The organism is Umezawaea sp., assembly GCF_057122925.1.
On sequence record NZ_DBNGPQ010000107.1, the window covers coordinates 1 to 23,087 of the forward strand.

The 23,087-nt window shown below is 74.2% G+C and carries 22 protein-coding genes and 1 pseudogene; 16 read left to right on the plus strand and 7 right to left on the minus strand.

Features of this window, described 5'->3' with window-relative positions; translation table 11 throughout:
* A pseudogene (locus AC156L_RS24600) lies at positions 1 to 205 on the plus strand (ABC transporter ATP-binding protein); the annotation flags it as partial.
* Positions 206 to 271: 66 nt separating this feature from the next.
* On the opposite strand, the gene AC156L_RS24605 reads toward AC156L_RS24600, so the two are convergent.
* On the minus strand, positions 272 to 847 hold the full coding sequence (locus AC156L_RS24605) for a TetR/AcrR family transcriptional regulator (protein WP_330879095.1): 576 nt from the start codon (positions 845 to 847) through the stop codon (positions 272 to 274).
* A gap of 80 nt (positions 848 to 927) precedes the next feature.
* Between AC156L_RS24605 and AC156L_RS24610 the strand changes: the two genes are divergently transcribed.
* Positions 928 to 1,833: an aldo/keto reductase gene (locus AC156L_RS24610; RefSeq protein WP_330879096.1), complete on the plus strand. Its 906-nt coding sequence runs from the start codon at positions 928 to 930 to the stop codon at positions 1,831 to 1,833.
* The gene (locus AC156L_RS24615) at positions 1,830 to 2,183 is read left to right on the plus strand and encodes a hypothetical protein (RefSeq protein ID WP_330879097.1); all 354 of its coding nucleotides are present in this window, start codon (positions 1,830 to 1,832) and stop codon (positions 2,181 to 2,183) included. The genes AC156L_RS24610 and AC156L_RS24615 overlap by 4 nt, the downstream gene beginning before the upstream one ends.
* Positions 2,184 to 2,484: 301 nt before the next feature.
* On the opposite strand, the gene AC156L_RS24620 is transcribed toward AC156L_RS24615, so the two are convergent.
* On the minus strand, positions 2,485 to 2,769 hold the full coding sequence (locus AC156L_RS24620; RefSeq protein ID WP_330879098.1) for a hypothetical protein: 285 nt from the start codon (positions 2,767 to 2,769) through the stop codon (positions 2,485 to 2,487).
* Positions 2,770 to 2,955: 186 nt separating this feature from the next.
* On the opposite strand from AC156L_RS24620, the gene AC156L_RS24625 reads away from it, so the two are divergent.
* Positions 2,956 to 4,158, plus strand: coding sequence for a PP2C family protein-serine/threonine phosphatase (locus tag AC156L_RS24625; protein ID WP_330879099.1), 1,203 nt, complete (start codon positions 2,956 to 2,958; stop codon positions 4,156 to 4,158).
* Between the two features lie 279 nt (positions 4,159 to 4,437).
* Entirely contained in the window at positions 4,438 to 5,316 is an 879-nt protein-coding gene (locus AC156L_RS24630; RefSeq protein ID WP_330879100.1) for a cyclase family protein, read from the plus strand.
* A gap of 15 nt (positions 5,317 to 5,331) precedes the next feature.
* On the opposite strand, the gene AC156L_RS24635 is transcribed toward AC156L_RS24630, so the two are convergent.
* Entirely contained in the window at positions 5,332 to 5,958 is a 627-nt protein-coding gene (locus AC156L_RS24635; RefSeq protein WP_330879101.1) for a response regulator transcription factor, read from the minus strand.
* Positions 5,955 to 7,076, minus strand: a complete 1,122-nt coding sequence (locus AC156L_RS24640; protein ID WP_330879102.1) for a sensor histidine kinase — start codon at positions 7,074 to 7,076, stop codon at positions 5,955 to 5,957. Before AC156L_RS24640 ends, AC156L_RS24635 begins: the two co-directional genes overlap by 4 nt.
* 195 nt (positions 7,077 to 7,271) lie before the next feature.
* Between AC156L_RS24640 and AC156L_RS24645 the strand changes: the two genes are divergently transcribed.
* A complete protein-coding gene (locus AC156L_RS24645) occupies positions 7,272 to 9,449 on the plus strand; it encodes an FtsX-like permease family protein (protein WP_330879103.1) in 2,178 nt (725 codons plus the stop codon).
* 43 nt (positions 9,450 to 9,492) lie between these two features.
* The gene (locus tag AC156L_RS24650; RefSeq protein WP_330879105.1) at positions 9,493 to 10,749 is read left to right on the plus strand and encodes an ABC transporter permease; all 1,257 of its coding nucleotides are present in this window, start codon (positions 9,493 to 9,495) and stop codon (positions 10,747 to 10,749) included.
* Here the strand turns inward: AC156L_RS24650 and AC156L_RS24655 are convergent.
* Entirely contained in the window at positions 10,736 to 11,491 is a 756-nt protein-coding gene (locus AC156L_RS24655; protein ID WP_330879106.1) for a 3'(2'),5'-bisphosphate nucleotidase CysQ, read from the minus strand. The two genes, AC156L_RS24650 and AC156L_RS24655, sit on opposite strands and share 14 nt — an antisense overlap.
* Positions 11,492 to 11,862: 371 nt before the next feature.
* On the opposite strand from AC156L_RS24655, the gene AC156L_RS24660 reads away from it, so the two are divergent.
* From AC156L_RS24660 to AC156L_RS24700, 9 genes are all read left to right on the plus strand, one after another.
* A complete protein-coding gene (locus AC156L_RS24660; RefSeq protein WP_330879107.1) occupies positions 11,863 to 14,286 on the plus strand; it encodes a PEP/pyruvate-binding domain-containing protein in 2,424 nt (807 codons plus the stop codon).
* On the plus strand, positions 14,283 to 14,891 hold the full coding sequence (locus tag AC156L_RS24665; RefSeq protein WP_330879108.1) for a gamma-glutamyl-gamma-aminobutyrate hydrolase family protein: 609 nt from the start codon (positions 14,283 to 14,285) through the stop codon (positions 14,889 to 14,891). Before AC156L_RS24660 ends, AC156L_RS24665 begins: the two co-directional genes overlap by 4 nt.
* Entirely contained in the window at positions 14,888 to 15,652 is a 765-nt protein-coding gene (locus AC156L_RS24670) for a phosphocholine cytidylyltransferase family protein (RefSeq protein WP_330879109.1), read from the plus strand. Before AC156L_RS24665 ends, AC156L_RS24670 begins: the two co-directional genes overlap by 4 nt.
* Positions 15,649 to 16,167 (plus strand): adenylyl-sulfate kinase, encoded by a 519-nt coding sequence (locus AC156L_RS24675; protein WP_330879110.1) that lies wholly within the window; start codon positions 15,649 to 15,651, stop codon positions 16,165 to 16,167. The genes AC156L_RS24670 and AC156L_RS24675 overlap by 4 nt, the downstream gene beginning before the upstream one ends.
* Complete coding sequence (locus AC156L_RS24680) at positions 16,164 to 17,408, plus strand: SGNH/GDSL hydrolase family protein (protein WP_330879111.1); 1,245 nt, start codon at positions 16,164 to 16,166, stop codon at positions 17,406 to 17,408. The genes AC156L_RS24675 and AC156L_RS24680 overlap by 4 nt, the downstream gene beginning before the upstream one ends.
* Positions 17,409 to 17,503: 95 nt before the next feature.
* Positions 17,504 to 18,367, plus strand: a complete 864-nt coding sequence (locus AC156L_RS24685) for an alpha/beta fold hydrolase (RefSeq protein WP_330879112.1) — start codon at positions 17,504 to 17,506, stop codon at positions 18,365 to 18,367.
* Positions 18,368 to 18,416: 49 nt separating this feature from the next.
* A complete protein-coding gene (locus tag AC156L_RS24690) occupies positions 18,417 to 19,193 on the plus strand; it encodes a class I SAM-dependent methyltransferase (protein WP_330879113.1) in 777 nt (258 codons plus the stop codon).
* Positions 19,190 to 20,071 carry a sulfotransferase domain-containing protein gene (locus tag AC156L_RS24695; RefSeq protein WP_330879114.1) on the plus strand — a complete coding sequence of 294 codons (882 nt, stop codon included), beginning with the start codon at positions 19,190 to 19,192 and terminating at the stop codon, positions 20,069 to 20,071. Before AC156L_RS24690 ends, AC156L_RS24695 begins: the two co-directional genes overlap by 4 nt.
* On the plus strand, positions 20,068 to 21,462 hold the full coding sequence (locus AC156L_RS24700) for an MFS transporter (protein WP_330879115.1): 1,395 nt from the start codon (positions 20,068 to 20,070) through the stop codon (positions 21,460 to 21,462). Before AC156L_RS24695 ends, AC156L_RS24700 begins: the two co-directional genes overlap by 4 nt.
* 46 nt (positions 21,463 to 21,508) lie before the next feature.
* On the opposite strand, the gene AC156L_RS24705 is transcribed toward AC156L_RS24700, so the two are convergent.
* Both AC156L_RS24705 and AC156L_RS24710 read right to left on the minus strand, forming a co-directional pair.
* Positions 21,509 to 22,390, minus strand: a complete 882-nt coding sequence (locus AC156L_RS24705) for an alpha/beta fold hydrolase (RefSeq protein WP_330879116.1) — start codon at positions 22,388 to 22,390, stop codon at positions 21,509 to 21,511.
* A gap of 91 nt (positions 22,391 to 22,481) precedes the next feature.
* Positions 22,482 to 23,060 (minus strand): TetR/AcrR family transcriptional regulator, encoded by a 579-nt coding sequence (locus AC156L_RS24710; RefSeq protein WP_330879117.1) that lies wholly within the window; start codon positions 23,058 to 23,060, stop codon positions 22,482 to 22,484.
* Positions 23,061 to 23,087 lie beyond the last annotated feature (27 nt).

A 23,087-nucleotide genomic window follows, 5' to 3' on the forward strand; every position in this document is an offset into this window, starting at 1 on the left:
TCGGTTGAGCACGGTGGTGCGGATGGATCGGTTGGTGGTGCTGGATCGGGGTCGGGTGGTGGAGCAGGGGACCCATGCGGAGTTGTTGGCGGTGGGTGGGGTGTACGCGAAGCTGTGGCGCCACCAGTCCGGCGGGTTCCTCGACGAGGAGGAGGCCGACGAGCCCCTGCCCGACGACGACAGGGGAGCGGTGGGCGCGAAGTGAACCCGCCCCCGTCGAGGGCGCCCGCGCCGCGCGCGCACCTCGCGGAGGCGCCCGCGCCCTGACGGGTCACCGCGGGCGCACGGCGTCCACGACGAGGTCGAGGAGTCTGCCGGTCCGCTCGGGGTCGCCGCCGACCGTGGTGGACAGGAAGACGCCGAGGAGCATCGCGGTGACGTCCTCGGGGTCGACGTCGGCGCGGAGGGCTCCCGTCCGCGCGCCCTCGGCCAGGATGGCGGCGATGGCGGCGGTGACGCGCTCCCGCGTGGCCGGGGTCGCCGTGCGCCCCGACTGCCAGCCCGCGCGGAGCGTGGTGATCATCCCCCGCTTGGTGTCGACGAACGCCGCGTAGCGGTCCAGCCACGCCCGCAGGGCGACCTCGGGCGGGTGCGCGGCCAGCAGGGCGGGTGCGCTGGTGGCGACGGCGTCGAGTTCGGCGGCGTAGACGGCCTCGACGAGCGCCTCGCGGGTGGGGAAGTGCCGGTAGAGCGTGCCGATGCCGACACCGGCGTCACGGGCGATGGTCTCCAGCGGGACGGTGTCGTCGGCCGCCGTGAAGGCGTTCCGCGCGGCGGTGAGGAGCCTCTCGCGGTTGCGCGCCGCGTCCGAGCGGGGTCTGCGGGCGCTCGGGTCGGGTGCAGACAAAACGGAGGCACCTCCGGTAGCGTTGTGGTGAAACGGAGGAGCCTCCGTCTTGGCGATCATCGCACGAGGACAGGATTCCCATGCCTTCACCCGTCACCACCCGCCCCGGCGGCCCCGGCCCGCTCGCGGGCCGCACCGTCTCCCGCGTCGGCTACGGGGCGATGCAGCTGCACCACGGCGCCGACCGCGCGACGGGGGTCGCGGTGCTGCGGCGCGTGGTCGAGCTCGGCGTCGACCACATCGACACCGCCCACTTCTACGGCCCCGCCAACGAGCTGATCCGCGAGGCGGTCCGGCCCGAGGACGACGTGCTGATCGCGAGCAAGGTCGGCGCCGACCCCGACCCCGGCGCCCCCGTCCCGCTCCGCCTCGCGCAGCGGCCCGAGCAGCTGCGGGCGAGCGTCGAGGCCAACCTCGTCGGCCTCGGCCTCGACCGGATCCCGCTGGTGAACCTGCGCCGCACCGACGCCGGACCCGGCCTGCGCGCCGAGGGCGACCAGGTGGTCGACCTCGACGACCAGCTCGCGACCATGGTCGCCCTGCGCGACGAGGGCAAGATCGGCGCCATCGGGCTCAGCGGCGTCTCGTCGGACACCCTGCGCCGGGCGATCCCGGCGGGCGTCGCCTGCGTGCAGAACGCCTACAGCCTCGTGTCGCGCGACGACGAGGACCTCCTCGCCCTGTGCGCCGCCGAGGGCATCGCCTGGGTGCCGTTCTTCCCGCTCGGCGGCGGTCTCCCCGGCCTGCCGAAGGTGACCGAGCAGCGGGCCGTCCTGGCCGTGGCGGAGTCCCTGGGCCGCACCCCCGCCCAGGTCGGCCTCGCGTGGCTGCTCCACCACGCCCCGAACGTGCTGCTCATCCCCGGCACGTCGAACGTCCGGCACCTGGAGGCCAACGTCGACGCGGGCGCGGTCGTGCTGGACGACGAGGCGCTCGCCGCGCTCGACGCGGTCCCGACGCGGTCGGCGAACCTCGACCTCGGATGACCTGGTCGGCCGTCGCGGGCGCGACCGATCGGGCGAGGGCGAACGAGCTTTTTGACCTTAAATCTGATGAAATGTCCGATATGAGCCTTTTTGATGCTTTCAAGGAAAAAGCCGCCGAGCTCTTCGGCGGCGCCGGAGACAAGGTCACCGAGCTGACCGGGATCGAGGTGCCCGGCGCCGAGGCCGTGGACCAGTTCGGCCAGTCCGCCGACCAGGTCGCGCAGACGGCCGGTGGGTTCGTCGAGGGCGCGGGCGAGGCCGGGCAGAACCTGGCGGGCACCGCGCAGGACTTCGGCACCACCGCCACCGACGCGGCCGGCGGCTTCATCGACCCCCACACCCAGAGGTGATGTGCCTCCCCTGATCTCGCCGTAGCACAGGGGTTCCCGCCCTCGCCCGTGGTCGACACCGGTGGTCGGTGTCGACCGGGGGCGACGGAGGTCCGCGGCGGCGCGGTCCGACGGATCAGCACACCCGGACGCCGGTGGCGGGCAGCACGGTGCCCGGCGCGCGCCGGGGTTGGCCGCGACGACCCGGTCGACCACCGCCCGGACCGTCGGACCGGGTTCCGCCCGCGCGGTCGCGGACGTCAGCGGCAGCGCCGCGCGGACGGCGGCCGGCGGGGCCAGTGCTCTCGCGGTCCCTCCGCGGTCAACCCCGGACCGACCGGATCGCCACGCCCGCGGGCAGCAGGACCGACGACCCGCCGGGGACGCAGAACTGCTGCCCGGTCCCGCCGACACCCGTGGCCGCGCAGGCGTCGTCGTCCGGCACCTGGTCGTTCACGATCACCCTGACGCTCTGGAAACCGGTCAGGTCCTGCCACACCTCGTCCCGCACGACGATCACCTGGCCGGAGCCGTCCGGGTTCGCGCAGAAGCACGCCGCGCCCACCGCGCACCACGGCGCGGCGCTCGCCGGTGCGGCGCCGACCACCGCGCCGACCGCCGGTGTTCTCCCCGTGGTTCCTCCCCCGTCCGGTCGGCCGGATCGCCGACCCCCCATGCGTACCGGAGGGTTGTTGTTCACCGTCGGGTCGAGCGCGGTTGACGAACAACGCGTGGACGAACGTGTGGTTGGGTGAGCACCACTGTGCGGAACACGTCGAGGGATGGTGATGCGGTGCTATCGGGTGATGTGCTTGCGGCGGCCGAGAGCGCGCCGCCGGTGGAGTCGGTCGAGGTGGTCGCGCGCGACCTGGCGAAGCGGTTCGACGCCTTCTACGTGTCGTTCCTGCTCGTGGACCTCGTCGACGAGCACCTGGTGCGGCTGACCTCGACCACGCACCCCGCGGGGGCCGGTGCGGAAAGCGTCGACCCGCGGGACGGCTCCTACGACGAGGTGCTGCGCACCCAGCTGCCGTGGCACCAGCCGGAGGACGACGGGGTGCGGGTGGTGCTGCCGGTGACCAACCGCGGCGACTGCATCGGCGTGCTGGAGGTGACCGTTCCCTCCCTCGACGAGGACGTGCTGGGGCAGCTCGGCGAGGCCGCGCACGCACTGGCCTACGTCATCGTCACCGACCGCCGCTTCACCGACCTCTACCACTCCGGTCGCCGCACCAGGATGATGAGCCTGGCCGCGGAGATCCAGCACCAGCTGCTGCCCACGGCGTCCTGCTGCGAGGCGGCGCAGTTCACCGTCGCGGGAGCGCTGGTGCCCGCCCACGACATCGGCGGGGACACCTACGACTACGCCCTGGACCGCGACTCCCTGCACGTGTCGATGACCGACGCCGTCGGCCACGACGTGAGCTCGGCGCTGACCGCGACCCTGCTGGTGGGCGCGCTGCGCAAGGCCCGCCGGGACGGCAGCGACCTGGCCGAGCAGGCGCGGCAGGCCAACCACGCGCTGATGGACCACCGGCGGGGGTCGCTCGCGACCGGAGTGCTGCTGCGCGTGGACCTGCGTGCCGGAGCGGTGGAGCTGGTCAACGCGGGCCACCCGCCGCCGCTGCTGCTGCGCGACGGCGTGGTCGAGCCGCTGGAGCTGAAGATCGACCTGCTGTTCGGCGTCGCCCCGCACGACTACCGCGTGCAGCGGCTGGACCTGCGTCCCGGCGACCGGCTGGTGCTGCTCACCGACGGCATGTTCGAGCGCGACGCGGAAGCCGTCGACCTGCTCGCGCTGCTCCGCGACACGCAGGACCTGCACCCCAGGGAGGTGGTGCGGGTGGTGACGAGGGCCGTGCGGCGCGCCTGCCGCGACCGCCTGGAGGACGACGCCACCGTGCTCTGCCTGGACTGGCACGGAGCGGGCCACACCGAGCGCCAGGCCGACAACGGCGCCGACACGGACACCGCCTCGCCCGCCTCGCCCGTCTAGCGCCGCCACCGTCCGGCGGACGGTGGCGTGTGTGGCGGTCGGGGTCCGGTGACGCGAACGCGCCTCCCGCACCGCGGGCCGACGACCCGGTCCACGGTGGCGATCCGGTGCGCGACCGGGATCGTGGTGCGGACGCTCCCCGGTGGTGCGGGCGGGACCGTCCTTCCGGGAGCGACCAGGTGGTTTCCACCGACGCGGGTGGATCACCCGATCGATACCGTGGCGCTGCTCCCCGGTCGGCCGGACAACCGCCGACCTCGACGAGAAGGGCCCCACCACATGGCTGATCCGACCGACCTCGACCTGCCGGACAACTGGGGGCGGTGGGGGGCCGACGACGAGCTCGGCACGCTCAACCTGATCACCGACGAGGTGCGGGCGAGGGCCGCCGCGGAGGTGCGGCTCGGTCGGTGGGTGTCGCTCGCGCAGCCGATCACGCCGAACCCGATGGTGAGCGGCCCGTTCGCGCCCACGACGGTGGAGGTGTCCCCGGTTCAGCAGATGGTGTCGCACACCGGGATGGGGGTGGCGGCGGATCTGGTGCTGGTGACGAACCACCACGTGCGGTCGACGCACATCGACGCGCTGGCGCACTGGTCCCGCGACGACCTGGTCTACCCCGGCAAGCCCAGGGAGCAGGCCGTGACGCCCGGCGGTGTCGTGCACGGGTCGACGGGGGCGTTCGCCGCCGGGATCGTGACGCGGGGCGTCCTGCTCGACCTGGCCGCGGACGGGCCGCTCGCCCCCGGCCACGCGGTGACGTCGGAGGACTTCGAGCGGGCCGAGCGGCGCCAGGGCGTCGAGGTGGGCGAGGGCGACGCGCTGGTGGTGCGGCTGGGGTGGTCGAGCGTCCCGGTGCCGGGGACGCCGACACCGGGGATCAGCCTCGACGCGGTGCGCTGGATGCACCGCCGAGGGGTCTCGCTCTGCGCCGCCGACCGCGGTGACGCGCACCCGCCGCTCGACCCGGACGGGCCGTCGCCGCTGCACGGGGTCGGCCTCGGCCGGATGGCGATGCCGCTGGTGGACGCGGCCGAGCTGGACGACCTCGCCGAGCTGTGCGCGGAGCTGGGGCGCCACAGCTTCCTGCTCACCGTCGCCCCGCCGCGCGTCCACGGCCTGACCGGCGTGCCGGTCAACCCCGTCGCCCTGTTCTGACCTGGTGCGGGCGGGTCACGACCCGGCGAGGCCCGCCCGCCAGGCCCACGACGCGATCTCGACGCGGTTGCGCGCGCCGAGCTTGCCCAGCACCGAGGTCAGGTGCGTCTTCACGGTGGACAGCGACATGTGCAGGGCGACGGCGATCTCCTGGTTCGTGAGCCCGCGCGCCACCTCGCGCACCACGTCCTGCTCCCGTGCCGTGAGCCTGTTCCGGTCCGCGCTCTCACCCCGACGGGTGAACTGCCGCAGCAGCCGCAGCGTCACCTGCGGCGAGATCAGCGCATTGCCCTGCGCCGCCGCCCGCACGGCCTCCACGAGCAGTTCGGGCCCCGCGTCCTTGGTCAGGAACCCGCTGGCCCCGTGCTGCAACGCCGTGTGCACGTACTCGTCCAGGTCGAAGGTCGTCACCACGACGACCTTCGACGTCGGCGCGAGCCGCTTCGTCACCTCCAGGCCGTCGAGACCCGGCATCCGGATGTCCACCAGGCACACGTCCGGCCGCAGCTCGCGCGCGGTCGTGACGGCCGCGACCCCGTCGGCCACGTCGGCGACGACGGAGATGTCCGGCCGCCTCTCCAGGATCAGCCGGAACCCCGTGCGCACCATCTCCTGGTCGTCGGCGATCAGGACCGAGATCACGCGTGCCCTTCCCACGGAAGTTCGGCGACGACCCGCCAGCCGTTCCCGTCCGGACCGGCGGAGAACAGGCCGCCCAGGATGCCCACCCGTTCCCGCATGCCGACGAGACCGTAACCCGCCGACCGCGCCGACCCCGGCCTGCCGTCGTCGGTCACGACCACGCGCACCGCCGTGGGCGTCCGGGACAGCTCCACGTCGACGGCGGTCGGCTCGACGGCGTGCTTGTGCGCGTTGGTCAGCGACTCCTGCACCAGCCGCAGCACGGAGCGGCCCAGCTCGGGCGGCAGGTCCGGCGGGAGGTCGATGCGCAGCCTGGTGGGCAGCCCCTGGTCGCGGGCGCGCTCGACGGCGGCCAGGACGTCGGCGCCGAGGTCGGTCGTCGCCACCTCCGCCTCGCCCTCGCGCAGCGTGCCCACGAGCCTGCGCATCGCGCCCACCGCCTCAGTCCCGCTGCCGATGATGCCGGGCAGCAGCCGGTGCGCCGCCCCTGGGTCCTCCTCCGCCACGTCCAGGGCGGCCTGCGCCTGCACCAGCATCCCGGTCACGTGGTGCGCGACGACGTCGTGCAGCTCGCGGGCCAGCGCGATGCGCTCCTCCCGCTGCGCGTCGGACACCGAGGAGGACAGCAGGCGCTCCCGCTCGGCGTCCCGCGCCCGGAAGTACCGGCCCGTCCCGATCGCGACCACGCCCAGCAGCAGCGAGCCCGCGACGTTCGACTCGGTCCAGGAGAAGCCCGTGCGCACCACGGCCGCGTGCGTGCTCACCACGACGAGCACACCCACGCTCACGCCCGCCGCCCTCGGGGTCGCGCACCGCACGACGGCGGCCACGATCGCCATGCACGCCGCCGTCTCGGCCAGCGACAGCGGGCTCAGCAGCCGTTCCAGGCGCGACCCGTCCTCGTCCACGGCGAGCGAGGTCAGCACGACGGACGTGGCCGCGACCGCCGTCGACACCGCCGGGAACCGGTGGGCGGCGAGCGCGGCCGCGCACGCGGGCACGGTCAGCAACCAGACCCAGACGTCGGGGCCGCGGACGGGCAGGAGCCAGGTCAGCTCGACCACCAGCAGCGCGCCGAGCGCGAGCGCGGTAGGCCACTGCCTGCGGAGTCCGTCCATGGTGGAGACGCTACTGATCCGGTTCACCTCCCACCTCGGTCACTTGACCGATCCGAAGTGGCGACGTGACCGAGGTGGGGACCGGCGGCGGCTCGACAGCATTCACGGCATGGCTGCGGTGTCGAGGGTTCGTGGGTCGGTCGGGGTCCGTCCGGTGTGGAGGCGTGCGCGTGCGCCGCGGGACGGAGGGGTCGCGTGAGGCTCGCGATCACCCTGTTCCGCGGCGACCGCGGCGCGCGGGTCTCGGCCGTGCTCGTCGCGCTCGGCGTGGCGGTGGGGGTGCTGCTGGTCCTCTGGCTGGTCACCGCTCCGACCGCCCTGCGGGCGCGGGAGGACCGCGTCGCGTGGCGCGGCGCGAGCCCCGAGGGGCCGCTGACGGTCGCGGCCACCCGCGACGAGTTCCGCGGCAAGCTGGTCGAGCGCTTCGACGTCGCGTCGGACGACCCGGCCGGGGTCGCCGTGGCGCGGGGGATCCCGCGCCTGCCCGGCCCCGGTGAGGTGGTGCTCTCGCCCGCGCTGGCCGACCTGGTCGGCGCGGTGCCCCCGGCGAGGCTCGGCGACCGCTTCCCCGGCGCCGTCGTGGGCCTGCTGGACGAGCGGGCGCTGGGGTTCCCGGACGAGCTGGTCGCGATCGTCGGCCACCCGCCGGGCGCGGTCGACGGCGTCCGCGCGAGCGACCTGCTCGGGCCGCGCGTGCGCGTGGCCGACACCGCCGGGATGCTGCACCTGCTCACCAGGATCGGCCTGGTGGTGCTCGTGGTGCCCTGCCTGGTGCTCGTCGGGTCGGTCGGGCGGCTCACGTCCGCCAAGCGGGAACGCAGGCTCACGGCCCTGCGGCTGGTGGGCGCCACACCGCGCCAGGCCGCCGCGGTGGTCGCGGTGGAGATCGCGGCCGGGGCCGTCGCGGGCAGCCTGCTCGGCGTCGCGCTGGCCTGGCCGTCGAGCCACCTCGTCGCGCGGGTCCCGTGGGGAGGCGGCACCTGGTTCCCCGACGACTTCACCCCCGACCCGCTCGTGGCCGCGGTGGTGGCGGTGTGCGCGCCGCTGCTCGTCGTGGGCGCCGCGCTGGTCGGCCACCGGAGGGTCCTCACCCGTCCGCCGGGCGCGGTGGAGGTCCGCGGCGTCCGGTGGCGGCGAACGCCGGTCCTGGTCGGGGCGTTCGCGCTGTTCACCGTCGGCCTCGTGGTCGCCCGCGAGGTCGGCGGGCCGAACCGCTTCGAGGTGGTGCTGGCGGGCGTCGCCGGGGTCGCGCTGGCACTGGTGTTCACCGGACCGGTGCTGACGTCGCTGGTGGGCTGGCTCTTCGTCGGGCGCTGGCGCCGACCGGCGACGCTGCTCGCCGGACGGCGGCTCCTCGGCGACCCGGTCGCGGCCTTCCGCGGCACGGCGGGCGTGGTCGTCGCCGTGTTCACCGGGGCGCTGGCGCTGACCATGGTGCCGACGCTGGAGCGGCAGGTCATCGTCGACGACGGGACGTGGGCGCCGGACGCCGTCGTCGCGCACGACGTCACCGACCCCCGGCGGATCGACGCGCTGCGCACGGCGACGACCGCGCCCGTCGTGCCCCTGGTCGACGGACTGCTGGACTCCGGCGGCCGGTCGTACCCCGCGGTGGTCGCCCGGTGCGCCGACGTCGCGGCCGTCCTCACCGGGCTCACCTGCGAACCCGGACCGGCGGTGTACGCGCCGCACCCGCTGGACACCGTCCGTCCACTTCGGATCTCCAGCCGCCAGGCGCGGCCGAGGGTCGCCCTGCCGGACGGCGTCGGGGTCCGCCTCCACCACGGCGGCTCCCACGTCGTCGTCGACCCGGAACTCGTCCCGACCCTGGCCGCCCGGCCGAACGGCGTCGCGGTGCTGACCACACCGGAGAACCGCGAGGCGGTCCACACCGCGCTCGTCAGGGCCGTTCCGGGATCGCCGCTGCGGAACTCCGCCGAGTCCGACACCCTCGCCACCACGATGCTCGCCGACCTCCACCGGGCGGTGCTGATCGGCCTGGTGGTCGCCGCGCTGCTGGGCGGCTCCGGCGCGGCGGTGAGCGCCGTGGGCTCGGTGGTCGAGCGGCGCCGGACGTTCAGCGTGCTGATGGCGGCGGGCACACCCGCGCGAGTGCTGCGCACGGTGCTGCGGCGCGAGGTCGTGCTGCCGGTGGTCGTGGCCACGCTCGCGGCCTGCGCGGCGGGTGTCGCCGTGGGGCACGGGCTGCTGACGGTCGCACCGGGCGTCCCGGACGACGCGGGCACGACGGTGACGCCGTGGATCGCCGCCCCGGCCGCCGCCGGGTTCTTCGTCTCGCTGGCCGCCGCCGCGGCGTGCGGGCGGGCGCTGCGCACCATCACCCCGACGACCCACCAGGAGGACCAGGCATGACGCGCACGACATCGACCCGCCCGCGCGGGACGGGGGCCGCCTGATGGGCTCCGGGAAGCTGCGCTCGGCGCTGGTCATCGGCGGCCAGGGCATCCGCGCCCGCAAGCTGCGCACGTTCCTGTCCATGATCAGCCTGTTCCTCGGGGTGCTCGCGGTGCTGACGGTGCAGGCGGGCTCCGAGATCGCCGAACGCGCGATGCTCTCCGGCGTCGAGCTGTCGCGGGGCAGGGACGGCACGCTCTGGATGAGCGTGCCCGACGAGCCGTCCGCGCTCACCGTGGTCGAGCGGACCCTGTCGGGCAGGTCCGACGGGGTGGCCTCGATCGGCATGAACGCGGTCATCGGCGAACCCGGTGTGCGCCCGATCAACGACGGCGCGGTGCCGTTCGACCACGCGCGGGCGGGTGGTCCGTCGGACGGCTCCGGCGAGCCGGACGGCCAGGCGATCGAGGTGAAGCTCGAAGCCCTCACCGGGGACGTCCGCGGGTTCCGGCCGTTCCGCCCGGTGTCGGGGGAGTGGCTGGACTTCGCCTCGGCACCGGCGCTGGCCCCGAGGGTCGTGCTGAACGAGGAGGCCGCGGTCGGCCTGCGGCGGTACCGGGTCCCCGGCGAGATGGCGCTGCCCGGTGCCGCGTTCCACGTGACGCCGCAGGTGGTCGGGGTGGTCGCGGACGGCAACCCGCAGCCCGCGGTCTACGTGCGCCTGGACGAGGTGGGGGCGTGGCTGCCGACCGCCGGTCCGTCCCGCGAGGGCTCCCGCGTCCAGGTGCTGCTGTCACCCGCCGCACCGGAACTCGTGCGGACGCTGCGCGCCCGCCTGGTGGCCGTCGGCGTGGCCGAGGACGGGTTGACGGCGTACCCGGTCAACTCGCGGGAGGACATGGAGAACCAGCTCTCGCTGATGCGGTTGATCTTCCTGGGGATGGCGGCGCTGGTGCTGCTGATCGGCGTCGCGGGCATCCTCAACGTCGGACTGGCCACCGTCGGCGAGCGCGTCGAGGAACTGGCCCTGCGCCGCGCCCTCGGCACGTCGCGCCTGCTGCTGGCGGGCATCGTGCTGGCGGAGACCCTCCTGGTCGGCCTGCTGACCGCGGCGGCGGCGATCGGGACCGGGGCAGCCGGGGTGGAGGTGGGGTCGGCCCTGTTCGGGTCGAGCTACCCGGCCCTCCAGGACATCTCGTTCCCGTGGCAGGCGGGGGTCGCCGGGGTGGTGGCGGGGGTGGTCGCCGGGGTGCTCGGTGGACTGGTGCCCGCGATCCGTGCCGCCCGCATCCCGATCGCGGCGGTCATGCGGGCCTGAGCGGTCCCGTGCCGCGCACGGCGGTGAGGATGGGTTCGGCGTGCTCGGGCGCGCAGATCAGCAGGTCCGGCAGGTACGGATCGGCCTGGTTGTAGGTCAACGGCGTTCCGTCGACCCGCGAGGTGTGCAGCCCGGCCGCCGCGGCGACGCCCACCGGCGCGGCGGAGTCCCACTCCCACTGGCCGCCCGCGTGCAGGTAGGCGTCGGCCTCGCCGCGCAGCACGGCCAGGGTCTTGGCGCCCGCCGAGCCCATGCCGACGAGGTCCGCGTCGAGCGCGGCGGCGACGGCGGGGGCGAACCACGGCGGTCGGCTCCCGCTCACCAGGATCCGCGGTCGCGCGGCCGTCCGGCGCACCGCCACCGCGGTCCCGCTCGCGCACACCACGTCCAGCGCGGGCTGCGCGACGGCGGCGGAGGTGATGCCGCGCCCCCGCTGCCACAGCGCCACGTGCACCGCCCAGTCGGTGTGACCGAGGAGCCCGTACTCGCGCGTGCCGTCGAGCGGGTCGATGATCCAGACGCGGTCCTCGGCCAGCCGCCGCGGGTCGTCGGCGCCCTCCTCGGACAGCACGGCGTCGTGCGGACGGGCGTCGGCCAGCGCCCGCACCAGGAACCGGTGCGACAGCAGGTCTCCCCGTCTGCCCAGCTCCGCACCGCGCAGACCGCCGCGCCGCAACCCGGTCAGCAGCCGCCCCGACTCCTCGGCCAACACCGCCGAAAGCCCGCCGTCGCACAAGACCATGGTCGAAACTTCCCCCCGCCCCGCACCACCAAACCGGCTCGCGGCGCGCATTCATTCCACCCCTGTGGTAATTCGAGGCTCAAACCGCGAATTCGTCGCATCCGATTGCTCTGAAGGTGCCACCGGCATTCGTAAAAATGTCTCAAATTTTGTGCCCGTGCAATGGGGAGTTTGCTCGGAGTTGGCCGGGGTACTGCCGTTGAACGGAGACGGCGACGGGCGACCTGAGGGGGAGCGATGCTGTTGCGTCCATCCATTCGCGATTCTTTTGCGATGTGCGAGCGGGTTCTCCCGCCGCTTTCCGCGACCCGGTCACCCGATTCCGGACGCGTCCGCTGAACCAGTCCTCACACCGGGAGTGAAGGAGCATCATGGCGCCTGACCACGCCGCCCCGCCGCTGCCCCGCTCGTCGCCGGGCGCGGTGCCGCCGCGCACGGTACCCGCCGACCCGGTGGGGCTCCTCGGCTCCAAGGCCGAGACCCTGGAGAACCTCGCCCCGCTGGTGCGCACGGCGCGGGTGCTGCCCCTGCTGCACTTCCGGGTCGACGAGTGGAGCGCCGACCGGGACCGCGTCCTCGACCGGGTCGAGGACCGCCCCTGGGGACACCGCCCGCTGATCGTGCGCAGCAGCACCAGGCGGGAGGACGACCCCCGCACCCTGATGCCGGGCAGCTACCTGTCGGTGGCCGGGGTCACCGGCCGCGCCGCCCTGCGCACGGCGGTCGACGCCGTGATCGACTCCTACCGCGCCCGCGTCGACGTGCTGCCCGAGCACGAGCTGGGCGACCAGCTCGTGCTCGTCCAGCCCCTCGTCCGCGACGTGACGATGAGCGGGGTGGTCTTCACCTGCGACCCGAACACCGGTTCCCCCTACCTCGTCGTCAACTACGAGGAGGACGGCGACCCGGCGGCGGTGACCGGTGGCGGTCGCGCGCGGCTGCGGACGTTCTACTCCTGGAAGTCCGCCGACACCTCCCGCGTCGACCCGCGGCTGCGCCGTCTCGTGCTGCTGTCCCACGAGCTGGAGGAGCTGCTGGGGCGCACCGGTCTCGACGTCGAGTTCGCCTTCGACCACGACGGGGAGCTGTACCTGCTCCAGGTGCGCCCGCTCGTCGTGGAGCCGCTGACCGACGACGGCGCGCTGGAGGAGGCGCTGGCCGCCGTCGCCGCGAAGGTCCGCACGGCGAGCCAGCCGCACCCGCACCTGTGCGGACAGCGGACCGTGTTCGGCGTGATGCCGGACTGGAACCCGGCGGAGATCGTCGGCACCCGCCCCCGTCCGCTGGCCGCGTCGCTGTACCAGCGCCTGATCACCGACGGGCAGTGGGCGGCCCAGCGGGCGCGCTACGGCTACCGGGACGTCCGCGGCTTCCCGCTGATGCTCGACTTCCGCGGGCTGCCCTACGTCGACGTGCGCGCGAGCTGCAACTCGCTCGTCCCCGCGTCGCTGGACGACCGGGTCGCGGAACGGTTGGTGGACCACTACATCGACCGGCTCGTGGACAACCCCGAGCTGCACGACAAGATCGAGTTCGACGTCGTCTTCTCCTGCTACTCCTTCACCGTCCGGGAGCGGCTGGCCGACCAGGCCGGGCACCTGTTCGGCGCGGGGGAGCGCGACGACGTCGTCGTGGCGCTGCGCACCCTGACCAACGACCTCATGGACCCGGAGTTCCCGGCGCGGCAGGAGGACCTGGCGGCCATCACCTCGTTGCGCGCCAAGCTGAACGAGGTGCGGCAGTCCGACCTCGACCTGCCGAGCCAGGTCTACTGGCTGCTGGAGGACTGCCGCCGGTTCGGCACGCTCGCGTTCGCGGGCTTCGCCAGGCTCGGCTTCATCGCCACCGAGATGCTGCGGTCGCTCGTCGGGATCGGCGTGCTGACCGAGCAGGACGTCGCCCGGCTCATGGCCTCGCTGGACACGGTGACCAACAGGATGCTGAGCGACCGCACGGCGCTGTCGCGCGAGGAGTTCCTGCACCGGTACGGGTTCCTCCGCCCCGGCACCTACGACATCCGGTCCCCGCGCTACGACGAGGACCCCGACGGCTACTTCGACTGGCCCGACCGGCGGACGCGCGCCGTGGACCCGCCGCCGTTCCGGCTGCCCGCGAGCACGATGCGCCTGGTCGACGGGCTGCTCCGCCAGCACCGGCTGGAACTGGACGCCCACGGGCTGCTGGCGTTCGTGGTCACCAGCATCGAGCAGCGCGAGAACTCCAAGTTCGAGTTCACCCGGCACCTGAGCGAGGCGCTCTCGCTCCTCGCGCGGCTGGGCCGCGAGGCGGGCGTCGACGTCGACGACATGTCCTGCACGACGATCACGTGCGTCGACGAGCTGTACCGCGGCGCGGCGAGCCCGGAGGAGGTGCTGCGCCGGAGCGCCGACGCGGGGCGGCAGCAGTACGGGCTGACCCGTCGCCTCGTGCTGCCCCCGGTCATCGCCTGCCCCGAGGACGTCACGTCGTTCCACCTGCCCACCAGCGAACCCAACTACGTCACCCAGGGCACCGCAACCGGTCCCGTCGCGTTGATCTCGTCGCGGCCGGCCGACGTCAAGGGCAAGATCCTGATGCTGCCCAGCGGCGACCCCGGCTACGACTGGATCTTCGCCGAGGGCGTGGCGGGGTTCATCACCCGCTTCGGCGGCGCCAACTCCCACATGGCCATCCGCGCGCACCAGCTCGGCATCCCGGCGGTCATCGGCGCGGGCCAGGTGCTCTACGACCGGTGGTCCACCGCCCGGCGGCTCACCGTCGACTGCCTGAACCGCAGGGTGGAGGTGCTGCCATGACGTGCGTCGCCGTCACGTCCCGCGTGGTGGTCGACCCGGAGCGCGGCACCCGCCACGACGCCGTCGACCAGCGGTGGTGGTCCTTCCTGGCGGACTGCGGGCTGCTGCCCGTCCCGGTGCCCAACGACCCCGCCCGCGCGGCCGGGGTGCTCCGCGCGCTCCCGGTGGGCGGTGTCCTCCTGACCGGCGGCAACGACCTCGTCGAACTCGGCGGTGACGCCCCCGAGCGGGACCGCACCGAGACGGCGCTGCTGGACGCGGCGCTGCGCGCCGGTCTCCCCGTGGTCGGGGTGTGCCGGGGGATGCAGCTGCTCCTGCGCCGCTTCGGGGTGCCGCTGACGCGGGTGAGCGGGCACGTGGCGCCCCGGCAGACCGTGCTGGCGGACGGCCGGGAGCGGGTGGTGAACAGCTACCACCACTGGGCGGCGGTCGGGTCGAGGCCGCCGCTGCGGGTGTGGGCGACCGGTCCCGGTGGCGTCGTCAAGGGCGTGCGGCACGAGACGGAACCGGTGCTGGGCGTCATGTGGCACCCGGAACGCCTGCCGACCGCGCTCGCCGAGCCGGACCGGGAGCTGTTCCGCTCGCAGTTCGGCGGTGGGCGATGAGGGGGGTGATCCTCGCGGCGGGCCGGGGCAGCAGGCTGCGCCACCTCACCGACGACCGGCCGAAGTGCCTGGTGCCGCTGGCGGGCCGTCCCCTGCTGGCGTGGCAGCGGGCGGCGCTGACCGCGGCCGGGGTGACCGACCTGGCGATCGTGGCGGGCTACCGCGCCGACGACCTCACCGGGCTGGGGCTGCCGGTGTTCCCCGCCCACCGGTGGGCCGAGACCGCCATGGTGCGCTCGCTGCTCGCCGCGTCGGAGTGGCTGGCCGGCGGGCCGTTCGTCGTCTCCTACGGCGACATCGTCTACTCCGCGGCGACGGTGCGCGGCCTCGTCGCCGCGCCGGGGGACCTGGCCATAGCCCACGACCCCCACTGGCTCCAGCTCTGGGAACGGCGGTTCGCCGACCCGCTCGACGACGCGGAGACCTTCCGGCTGGCCCCCGACGGGGCGCTGGAGCGGATCGGTGCCCGGCCGAGCACGGTCGCCGAGGTGCAGGGGCAGTACCTGGGGCTGCTGCGGTTCACCCCGGAGGCGTGGGCGGCGACCCTGGCGCTGCTGGACGGGCTGCCCGCGCGGCGGGTCGACGAGCTGGACGTGACGAGCCTGCTGCAAGCGCTGCTCGACGCCGGGGAGCGGATCGAGACCGTCCCCTGCCACGAGGCGTGGGGCGAGGTGGACAGCCCCGGCGACCTCGACGTCTGCGAGGACCTCGTGCGGCGGGGCCGGTTGGTGTTCGGCGACGGGCAGGAGGTGCTCGGGTGATCGTCTGGTTGATCGGTCTGTCGGGTGCGGGCAAGACCACCGTGGGCACGCGCCTGGCCGCGCGGCTGCGCGAGGAGTCGGCCAACCTCGTCTACCTCGACGGCGACCTGCTGCGCGAGGTGTGGGGCGGCGCGCTGTCCCACGACGTGGCGGGCCGCGAGGTCAACGCCGAGCGGATCAGCCGCCTGTGCCGGATGCTCGACCGGCAGGGCGTGCACGTGGTGGCCGCCGTGCTGTCGATCTTCCCGCGGTGGCGCGCGTGGAACCGCGAGAACCTCTCGGACTACTTCGAGGTGTTCCTCGACGTGCCGATGGACGTGGTGGTCGAGCGCGACACCAGGGGCCTGTACCGGGCGGCCCTCGACGGCGAGCAGTCCGACGTGGTGGGCGTGGACATCCCGTTCCCCCGCCCCGAGGACCCGGACCTCGTGCTGGACAGCTCCGGCCGCGACGGCACCCCGGACGAGCTGGTCGAGCGGATCGTGGCCGCCCTGACCGCGCGGGTGACGACGTGACGGCCGCCGGGCGGCTGGCCGCCGCGGCGGCCGGGTACCTCGCGGCGGAGCTGGCCGTCCACGCGCTGGTGCGGGCGCTGCGGCCGGACTTCCCCTGGCTCGTGTCGCGGCGCGACCTGGCACCGGAGATCCCCGCGGCACTGGTCGAGCGGCACGCCGCGAGGTCGTTCGACCCCGAGCTGGGGTGGTGCAGGCGCGCAGGGGAGCACGGCACCGAGACCACCGACCGGGGCACGACGAGCTGGGCCGTGGACGAGCGCGGACGCAGGCGCGACCCCCGCCTCGACGGCGGTGCCGCCGTGGCCTGCTTCGGCGACTCCTACACGTTCTGCCGCCTCGTGGACGACGACGAGACGTGGCCGCACCTGCTGTCGCGGGCGCTCGGCGTCGGCGTGGCGAACTACGGGGTCGGCAACTACGGCCTCGACCAGGCCCTGCTGCGCCTCGAACGCGAGCTGCCGACCCTGGAGGCCGACGTCGTGGTCATGGGCGTCGTGCCGGAGACCGTCGCACGGGTGCACTCGTACTGGAAGCACTACTTCGAGTACGGCAACGTGCTCGCGTTCAAGCCGCGGTTCACCCTGGGGCCCGACGGCCTGGTGCCGCACCCGAGCGCGGTCGACGACCCCGGCGGGTACGCCACCTACCGCGAGCGACTTCCGGAGATCACCCGGCTGGATCCCTTCCACGCCACCAAGTTCCGCCGCGACCTGCTGGACTTCCCCTACCTGCCCAGGCTGCTGCGCCGCGCGCGGCGGCACCTCCCGGTGCTGGCGCACCTGCTGACCGGGATCGGTCGCGGACCCGAACGGCGGGAGCGGGCGGTCCGCGCGGCGTTCGGCGTGGTGCTGCGGGACAACGCGCGCTGGACGGCGCGGCTCTGCGCGGACCCGGACGCCCGCCGCCTGCTGCGCGCGCTGGTGGAGCGGTTCGCCGCCCGGTGCCGCGCGGCGGGCAAGCACCCGGTCCTGCTCGTCGTGCCGCAGCCGGTGGACCTGGAGCGGCCCGACGGCGGCACAGCCCACGAGGAGGTGTTCGCGGGCCTGCGCTCGACGCTGCCCGTCGTGGACGTCACCGAGCGGTTCCGCCGGGACCCGCGGTGGCGGGAGCTGTTCACCCTGGGCCGGTTGGGGCCGCACTGCGGGCCGCGCGGCAACGCCGTGGTCGCCGACGCGCTGCGTCCCGTCGTCGCCCCGCTGCTGAGCGGCTCGACCGCCACGACCACGTCCACGAGGGGGTGACGCGCCTGGACCGTTCCGCCGAGCACGAACTCCACCAGCGTCCGCTGAGACCCCGCTGTGCGGCAGTGGCCGCGTCCGACCCAGAGGAGGACCGCATGCGCGCGAAAGTCCGGGACACCGAGTTGTACTTCGACGTGGAGGGCGCGGGACTCGTGCCGGACGGCGTCGACATGCGCGAGAAGCCGGTGCTGTTCGCGCTGCACGGCGGCCCCGGCGGCGACCACAGCGGCTTCAAGCCCGCGTTCTCCGCGCTCGCCGACAAGGCGCAGATCGTCTACGTCGACCACCGCGGGAGCGGGCGGTCCGCGCGAGGGCCGAGGGAGACCTACACGCTGGAGAACAACGTCGAGGACGTCGAGGCGCTGAGGCGGTACCTGGGCCTGGAGAAGATCGGCCTGCTCGGCGTCTCCTACGGCGGGATGGTCGCGCTGTCCTACGCGACGCGCTACGACCACAACCTGTCGCACCTGATCGCCGTGATCACCGCACCCGACCACCGGTTCATCAGCCGCGCCAAGGAGTTGCTCGCCGAGCGCGGTACGCCGGAGCAGCGCGAGGCCGCGGAGAAGCTGTGGGCGGGCGCGTTCCGGGACGAGGAGGAGCTCCGCGAGTACTTCGAGGTCCTCGGACCGGTGTACTCGCGCACGTTCGACCTCGCGAAGGAGCGCGAACGGCGGTGCGTCTACTCGCCGGAGGCGCTCAACGAGGGCTACGCGGGATTCCTCCGCACCTACGACGTCACCGGCGACCTGCACCGGATCACCGCCCCCACGCTGGTGATCGGGGGACGGCACGACTGGATCTGCGCCCCGGAGTTCTCCGAGGAGATCGCGCGGAGCATCCGGGGGGCCGAACTCCGGATCTTCGAGAACAGCGGCCACACCGTCTACACCGACGAGCACGAGGCCTTCGTGGACGTGGTGCGCGGGTGGCTGACCTACACCCCCGCCGCCACCTGAGCGACCCACCGACTTCCGCACGTCTGCCACAGGAAGGTGTGAATCGACCATGACATCCGCCAACAAGCCGCTGGAGTGGGACTACACCAAGCTCGCGGCGACCTACACGCAGCGGCCCCCGTACGCGCCGCGCGCCGTGGACCGGATCGTCGAGCTGGCCGGACGGCCCGCTCCCCGCGTCGCCGACATCGGCGCGGGCAACGCCCACCTCACCGTCGACCTGCTCGCGCGCGGCTGCGTGGTCGACGCGGTCGAGCCGAACGACGCGATGCGCGAGATCGGCGTCGAGCGGACGAGGGGCGGCGAGGTCACCTGGCACGTCGGCATCGGCGAGGACACCGGGCTCGCCTCCGCCGCCTACGACATCGTCACCTTCGGCTCGTCGTTCGCCACGACCGACCGGCCGCTCGCGCTCCGCGAGACGGCCCGCATCCTGCGGCCCGGCGGGTGGTTCGTCTGCGTCTGGAACCACCGCGACCTGGAGGACCCGCTCCAGGCGGAGATCGAGGGCCTGATCCGGGCCAGGATCCCGGACTACGGCTACGGCGCGCGGCGCGAGGACCAGGCGCCGGTGATCGAGGAGAGCGGCCTGTACGGGACGCCGACCGTGCTGCGCGAGCCGGTGCTGCACCGGGTCCCGGTCGCGGACTGGCTGGCGGCCTGGCGGTCGCACGGCATCCTGGAGCGCCAGGCGGGCGAGCAGTTCGACGCGATCCTCGCCGACATCGACCGGCACGTCGAGGCGCTCGGCGTCGACGAGATCGACGTCCCGTACGTGACGGTCGGGTGGATCGCCGCCGTGCGCGACGCGGGGGAGCGGCGATGACGGTGCTCCCCGACCACGACCTGGCCCTCGGTCGGGTGAGCGAGCTGTACCGGCGCAACGTGACCCGCCTCGGGCGGCAGGACGTCGTCGTCGCGAGCCACGGCGGGTCGGGCCAGTCCCTCATCGGGAACGTCCTGTTCGAACTCGGCCTCAACTACGTCGACGCCTACACCGAGGTGCTGCACGAGGACGGGCGGGCCGAGGTGGCGGCCGACCACGTGGCCTACCGCCGCCACCTCGCCGCGCAGCACGACAAGGACGAGACCGGCGACGGCCGTCCCGTGGCGCTGTGGCCCCGCTTCGTCAAGACCCACCACCCGCCGGTCGTGTTCGGCGAGGCCGACGTCGGCGGTGTGTGGGTGCTCGTGCGCGACCCGCGCGACGCGATCTACGCCAGCTACCAGTGGCGGCGGCGGTTCGCCGAGGAGGAGTGGGACCGCGTGCCGGACACCTTCGCCGGGTGGCTGCGCGGTCCCGGCGACTTCAGCCCCGGCCCGGTGGACGACTGGCCCGCCTTCTACGCGTCGTGGGCGGAACGGGCCGAGCGCGCCGACCACGTCCACGTCCTGCGGTTCGAGGACCTCAAGCGGCGACCGGTGGAGGTGGTGTCGACGGCGCTGCGCGAACTCGGCGTCGAGGCCTCCGAGGCCGAGGTCGTGCGTGCCGTCGGCGCCAGTTCGTTCGCGCGGATGCGGGAGCACGAGGACCGGGTGGCCGCGGCCCACCCGGAGCACGACGACCAGCGCAGGGTCGTCCGCGAGGGCAAGACCGACGGGTGGAAGGACTGGATGACACCGGAACTGGCGAGGTTCTTCTCGGGCGGGGAGCTGCGGGACGTCGCCCGGCGGTACGGCTACGACCTGACGACGTCCGCATGACGGGGGAGGTGGGGACGCGGGCACCGGGTGGCGGCCGGACCACCGGGCCGGCGGTCCGGCCGTGGCCGGTGGCCGTCCTGCTCGGCAGCGCCTCCCTGCTGGTCCTGTTCGACAGCCTGGCGGTCGCGACGGCGCTGCCCTCGATCGGCTCCGAGTTCGACCTGGCACCGGGCGCCCTCCAGTGGGTGCTCAGCCTGTACTCGCTGAGCATCGGGGCGCTGCTGGTCCTGGGCGGGCGGGTCTGCGACCTGTGGGGGCGTCGCCGGACGCTGGTGGCGAGCCTGGCGCTGTGCACCGTCGCCGGGCTCGTCGCCGGACTGGCCCCCGGCCTGCCGCTGCTGCTCGTCGGACGCGTGCTCCAGGGCGTGGCCGCGGCGTTCGCGATCCCGGCGGCGCTGGCCACGGCGGGCTCGGTGTTCACCGCGGAGCCCTGGAAGAGCCGGGTGTTCTCGGTGATCGCCTTCGCGGCGTGGGTGGCCGGGCTGGCCGGTGCGATGCTGGGCGGGCTGATCACGGTCCAGCTCGGGTGGCGGTGGATCTTCCTGGTGACCGTGCCGGTCGGGGCGGCGGCCGTCGGCGCGGCACTGGTGTTCCTGCCCCGCGACGAGCCGCGCCGCGGGGCCGCGGGCAGGCTCGACGTCCTCGGCGCCGTCGTGGTCACCGCCGGGCTGGTCACCCTGCTGCTGGGCATGGAGGAACTCGGGCGCGGCGACCACACCGGCCGCGCCGCGCTCGTCGTGTGCCTGGGCCTGGTCCTGCTCGCCTCCCTGGTGCTCGTCGAGCGCCGCGCGTCCCACCCCCTCATCACCCCGCGCCTGGTGCGCTCGCGCCGGATGGTGGGCGGCTGCCTGGCCTTCGGCGCGTACTGCGCCGGCTACACGGCCGTGATCGTCGTCGGCAGCCTGCGCCTCCAGCAGGAGCACGGGCTGTCGGCGGCGGGTGCCGGTCTCGCCCTGTCACCGGTGCTGGTCAGCGGGATCGTCAGCTCGCTGCTGACCCCGGTGGTCCTGCGCAGGCACGGCACCCGTCTCGTCCTGGTCGTGTCCATGCTGCTGTGCGCCTCGGCGCTCGCGATGATCGCGATCAGCGGCTCGGACGGGGTGACGGCGATGCTGCCGTGGCTGGTGCTGTGGGGGATCTCCTCGGGCCCGATCTACGTCGCGCTCACCCGCGAGTGCGTCGGCGACGCCGAGGAGGCCGACCGCGGCACGGCGTCGGCCCTGCTGGAGTCCATGAGCCACGTCGGCGGTGGCCTCGCCGCGTCCGGCTACCTGATCCTGCTCGGTGCCGGGGCGGGCTTCCGGGCCACCGAACTGGTCGGCGCGTTCGCGGTGGCCGCCGGAGCCGCGGTCGCGCTCGGGGTGCTGCCGCGCCGGGGCTCACCGCGGTGATGCCGCCGCGGGCGGGACCGCTTCGCCGGTCCCGCCCGCGGCGCCGTCACCCGACCTCGGCCAGGAAGGGCAGGAGCACGTCGGCCACCTCGTCGGGGACTTCCTCGGCGAGGTCGTGCCCGGCGTCGAAGACGTGGCCGACGACGTCGTGGGCGAGCAGGCGCATCTGGGATTCGTTGCGGTCGCCGATGAAGGCGGAGCCACCGAGCGCCAGGACGGGGATGTCCAGTTTCCGCTCGGCGGCCTGCCGGTTCTGCTCGGCGTCGACGAGGATCGCGCGGTAGATCGAGAGCATGGCGCGGATGCCACCGGGGGTGGAGTAGCAGCGCACGTACTCGTCGACCGCGTCCGGGCCCGCGCTGTCCGGACGGGCGCGCTCGAACTTGATCATGTACGTGATCAGCTCGCGCTCGTGCCCGGCGATCAGCGCCTCGGGCACGTCGGGCTGGAAGTAGAAGCCCAGGTGCCACAGGTGCAGTCCGCTCGCGACGTTCTCGGGGGTGAGCGCGACGTGCTCCTCGAAGCCGAACCCCGGCATCAGCGCCTCGGCGAACACGAGGGCGTCGACGTGGTCGCGGTGGCGGGCGGCGAGCTGGTAGCCGATCACCGCCCCCCAGTCCTCGCCGACCGCGGTGTAGCTCCGGTGTCCCAGGTGGGCCATCAGCTCGGCGACGTCGTCGCCCATGGTCGCGGAGTCGTAGCCGTCCGCCGGGCGGGCGGAGTCGCCGAGGCCGCGGAGGTCCGGCACGACGACGGTGTGGTGGGGCGTCAGCTTCGGCAGGAGGTGCCGCCAGTGGTAGCCGGTCTTGGGCACGCCGTGCAGCAGCACGACGGCGGGCCCGGACCCGGCCGTGCGGTAGTGCAGGCTCGTGCCGTTGACGGTCGCCCTGCCCGTGCGGACGGGTGCTCCGTCGTGGTCGAACATCATGTCTCCCAACCTTCCTGGCGACGATCGTTCTCTGGATCGACCGATGCGGTGTGAGGGCGTGGCGCACCGGTCGAGTGGGGAGCGTGGCGCATCAGTCGAGGGCCGCCAGCGCGACCTCCACGAGGGGTTCGAGCGCCGCGGTGTCCGGCGTGACCTTCGAGGAGATGAGCAGTCCGTTGAGGAAGGTGACGAGGAAGGCGGCGAGCGTGCGGGGGTCGTGCCGCGCCGCGATCTCGCCGCGCTCGGCCGCGACCCGCAGCACCTCGGCGAGCGCGTCCCGGCTGGCGTCCTGCACGTCCCGCACGGTGCGCCGGGTCGTCGGGTCCTCCGGCAGGCGCTCGCAGGCGGCGTTGACCACCAGGCAGCCCCGACCGCCGTCGGCCACGGCGATCCGGATGCGCTCGACCAGCATCGTGCGGATCGCCGACCGGGCGTCCACCCCCTTCTCCAGGTCGGCCAGCGCGGCGGCCGCGCGGGTGGTGCGGTAGTGCTCCAGCGCGGCCCGGTACAGACCGTCCTTGTCGCCGAACGCGGCGTAGAGCGACCCCTGCCCGATCCCCAGGTGCCGCGTCAGGTCCCGCACCGAGGTCGCCTCGTAGCCGCGCAGCCAGAACAGGTCCATCGCCCGGCTCACCACGGCCTCGGTGTCGAACTCGCGGGTCCTCGCCATGGCCTCACCGTACGTTATCTGGATCGT

Bases quoted from the DNA above. Each gene is read 5' to 3' on its own strand.
- AC156L_RS24610 (WP_330879096.1), top strand. From the start codon at position 928: ATGCCTTCACCCGTCACCACCCGCCCCGGCGGCCCCGGCCCGCTCGCG.
- AC156L_RS24615 (WP_330879097.1), top strand. From the start codon at position 1,830: ATGACCTGGTCGGCCGTCGCGGGCGCGACCGATCGGGCGAGGGCGAAC.
- AC156L_RS24630 (WP_330879100.1), top strand. From the start codon at position 4,438: ATGGCTGATCCGACCGACCTCGACCTGCCGGACAACTGGGGGCGGTGG.
- AC156L_RS24640 (WP_330879102.1), bottom strand. From the start codon at position 7,076: ATGGACGGACTCCGCAGGCAGTGGCCTACCGCGCTCGCGCTCGGCGCG.
- AC156L_RS24650 (WP_330879105.1), top strand. From the start codon at position 9,493: ATGGGCTCCGGGAAGCTGCGCTCGGCGCTGGTCATCGGCGGCCAGGGC.
- AC156L_RS24655 (WP_330879106.1), bottom strand. From the start codon at position 11,491: ATGGTCTTGTGCGACGGCGGGCTTTCGGCGGTGTTGGCCGAGGAGTCG.
- AC156L_RS24660 (WP_330879107.1), top strand. From the start codon at position 11,863: ATGGCGCCTGACCACGCCGCCCCGCCGCTGCCCCGCTCGTCGCCGGGC.
- AC156L_RS24665 (WP_330879108.1), top strand. From the start codon at position 14,283: ATGACGTGCGTCGCCGTCACGTCCCGCGTGGTGGTCGACCCGGAGCGC.
- AC156L_RS24670 (WP_330879109.1), top strand. From the start codon at position 14,888: ATGAGGGGGGTGATCCTCGCGGCGGGCCGGGGCAGCAGGCTGCGCCAC.
- AC156L_RS24685 (WP_330879112.1), top strand. From the start codon at position 17,504: ATGCGCGCGAAAGTCCGGGACACCGAGTTGTACTTCGACGTGGAGGGC.
- AC156L_RS24690 (WP_330879113.1), top strand. From the start codon at position 18,417: ATGACATCCGCCAACAAGCCGCTGGAGTGGGACTACACCAAGCTCGCG.
- AC156L_RS24695 (WP_330879114.1), top strand. From the start codon at position 19,190: ATGACGGTGCTCCCCGACCACGACCTGGCCCTCGGTCGGGTGAGCGAG.
- AC156L_RS24700 (WP_330879115.1), top strand. From the start codon at position 20,068: ATGACGGGGGAGGTGGGGACGCGGGCACCGGGTGGCGGCCGGACCACC.
- AC156L_RS24705 (WP_330879116.1), bottom strand. From the start codon at position 22,390: ATGATGTTCGACCACGACGGAGCACCCGTCCGCACGGGCAGGGCGACC.
- AC156L_RS24710 (WP_330879117.1), bottom strand. From the start codon at position 23,060: ATGGCGAGGACCCGCGAGTTCGACACCGAGGCCGTGGTGAGCCGGGCG.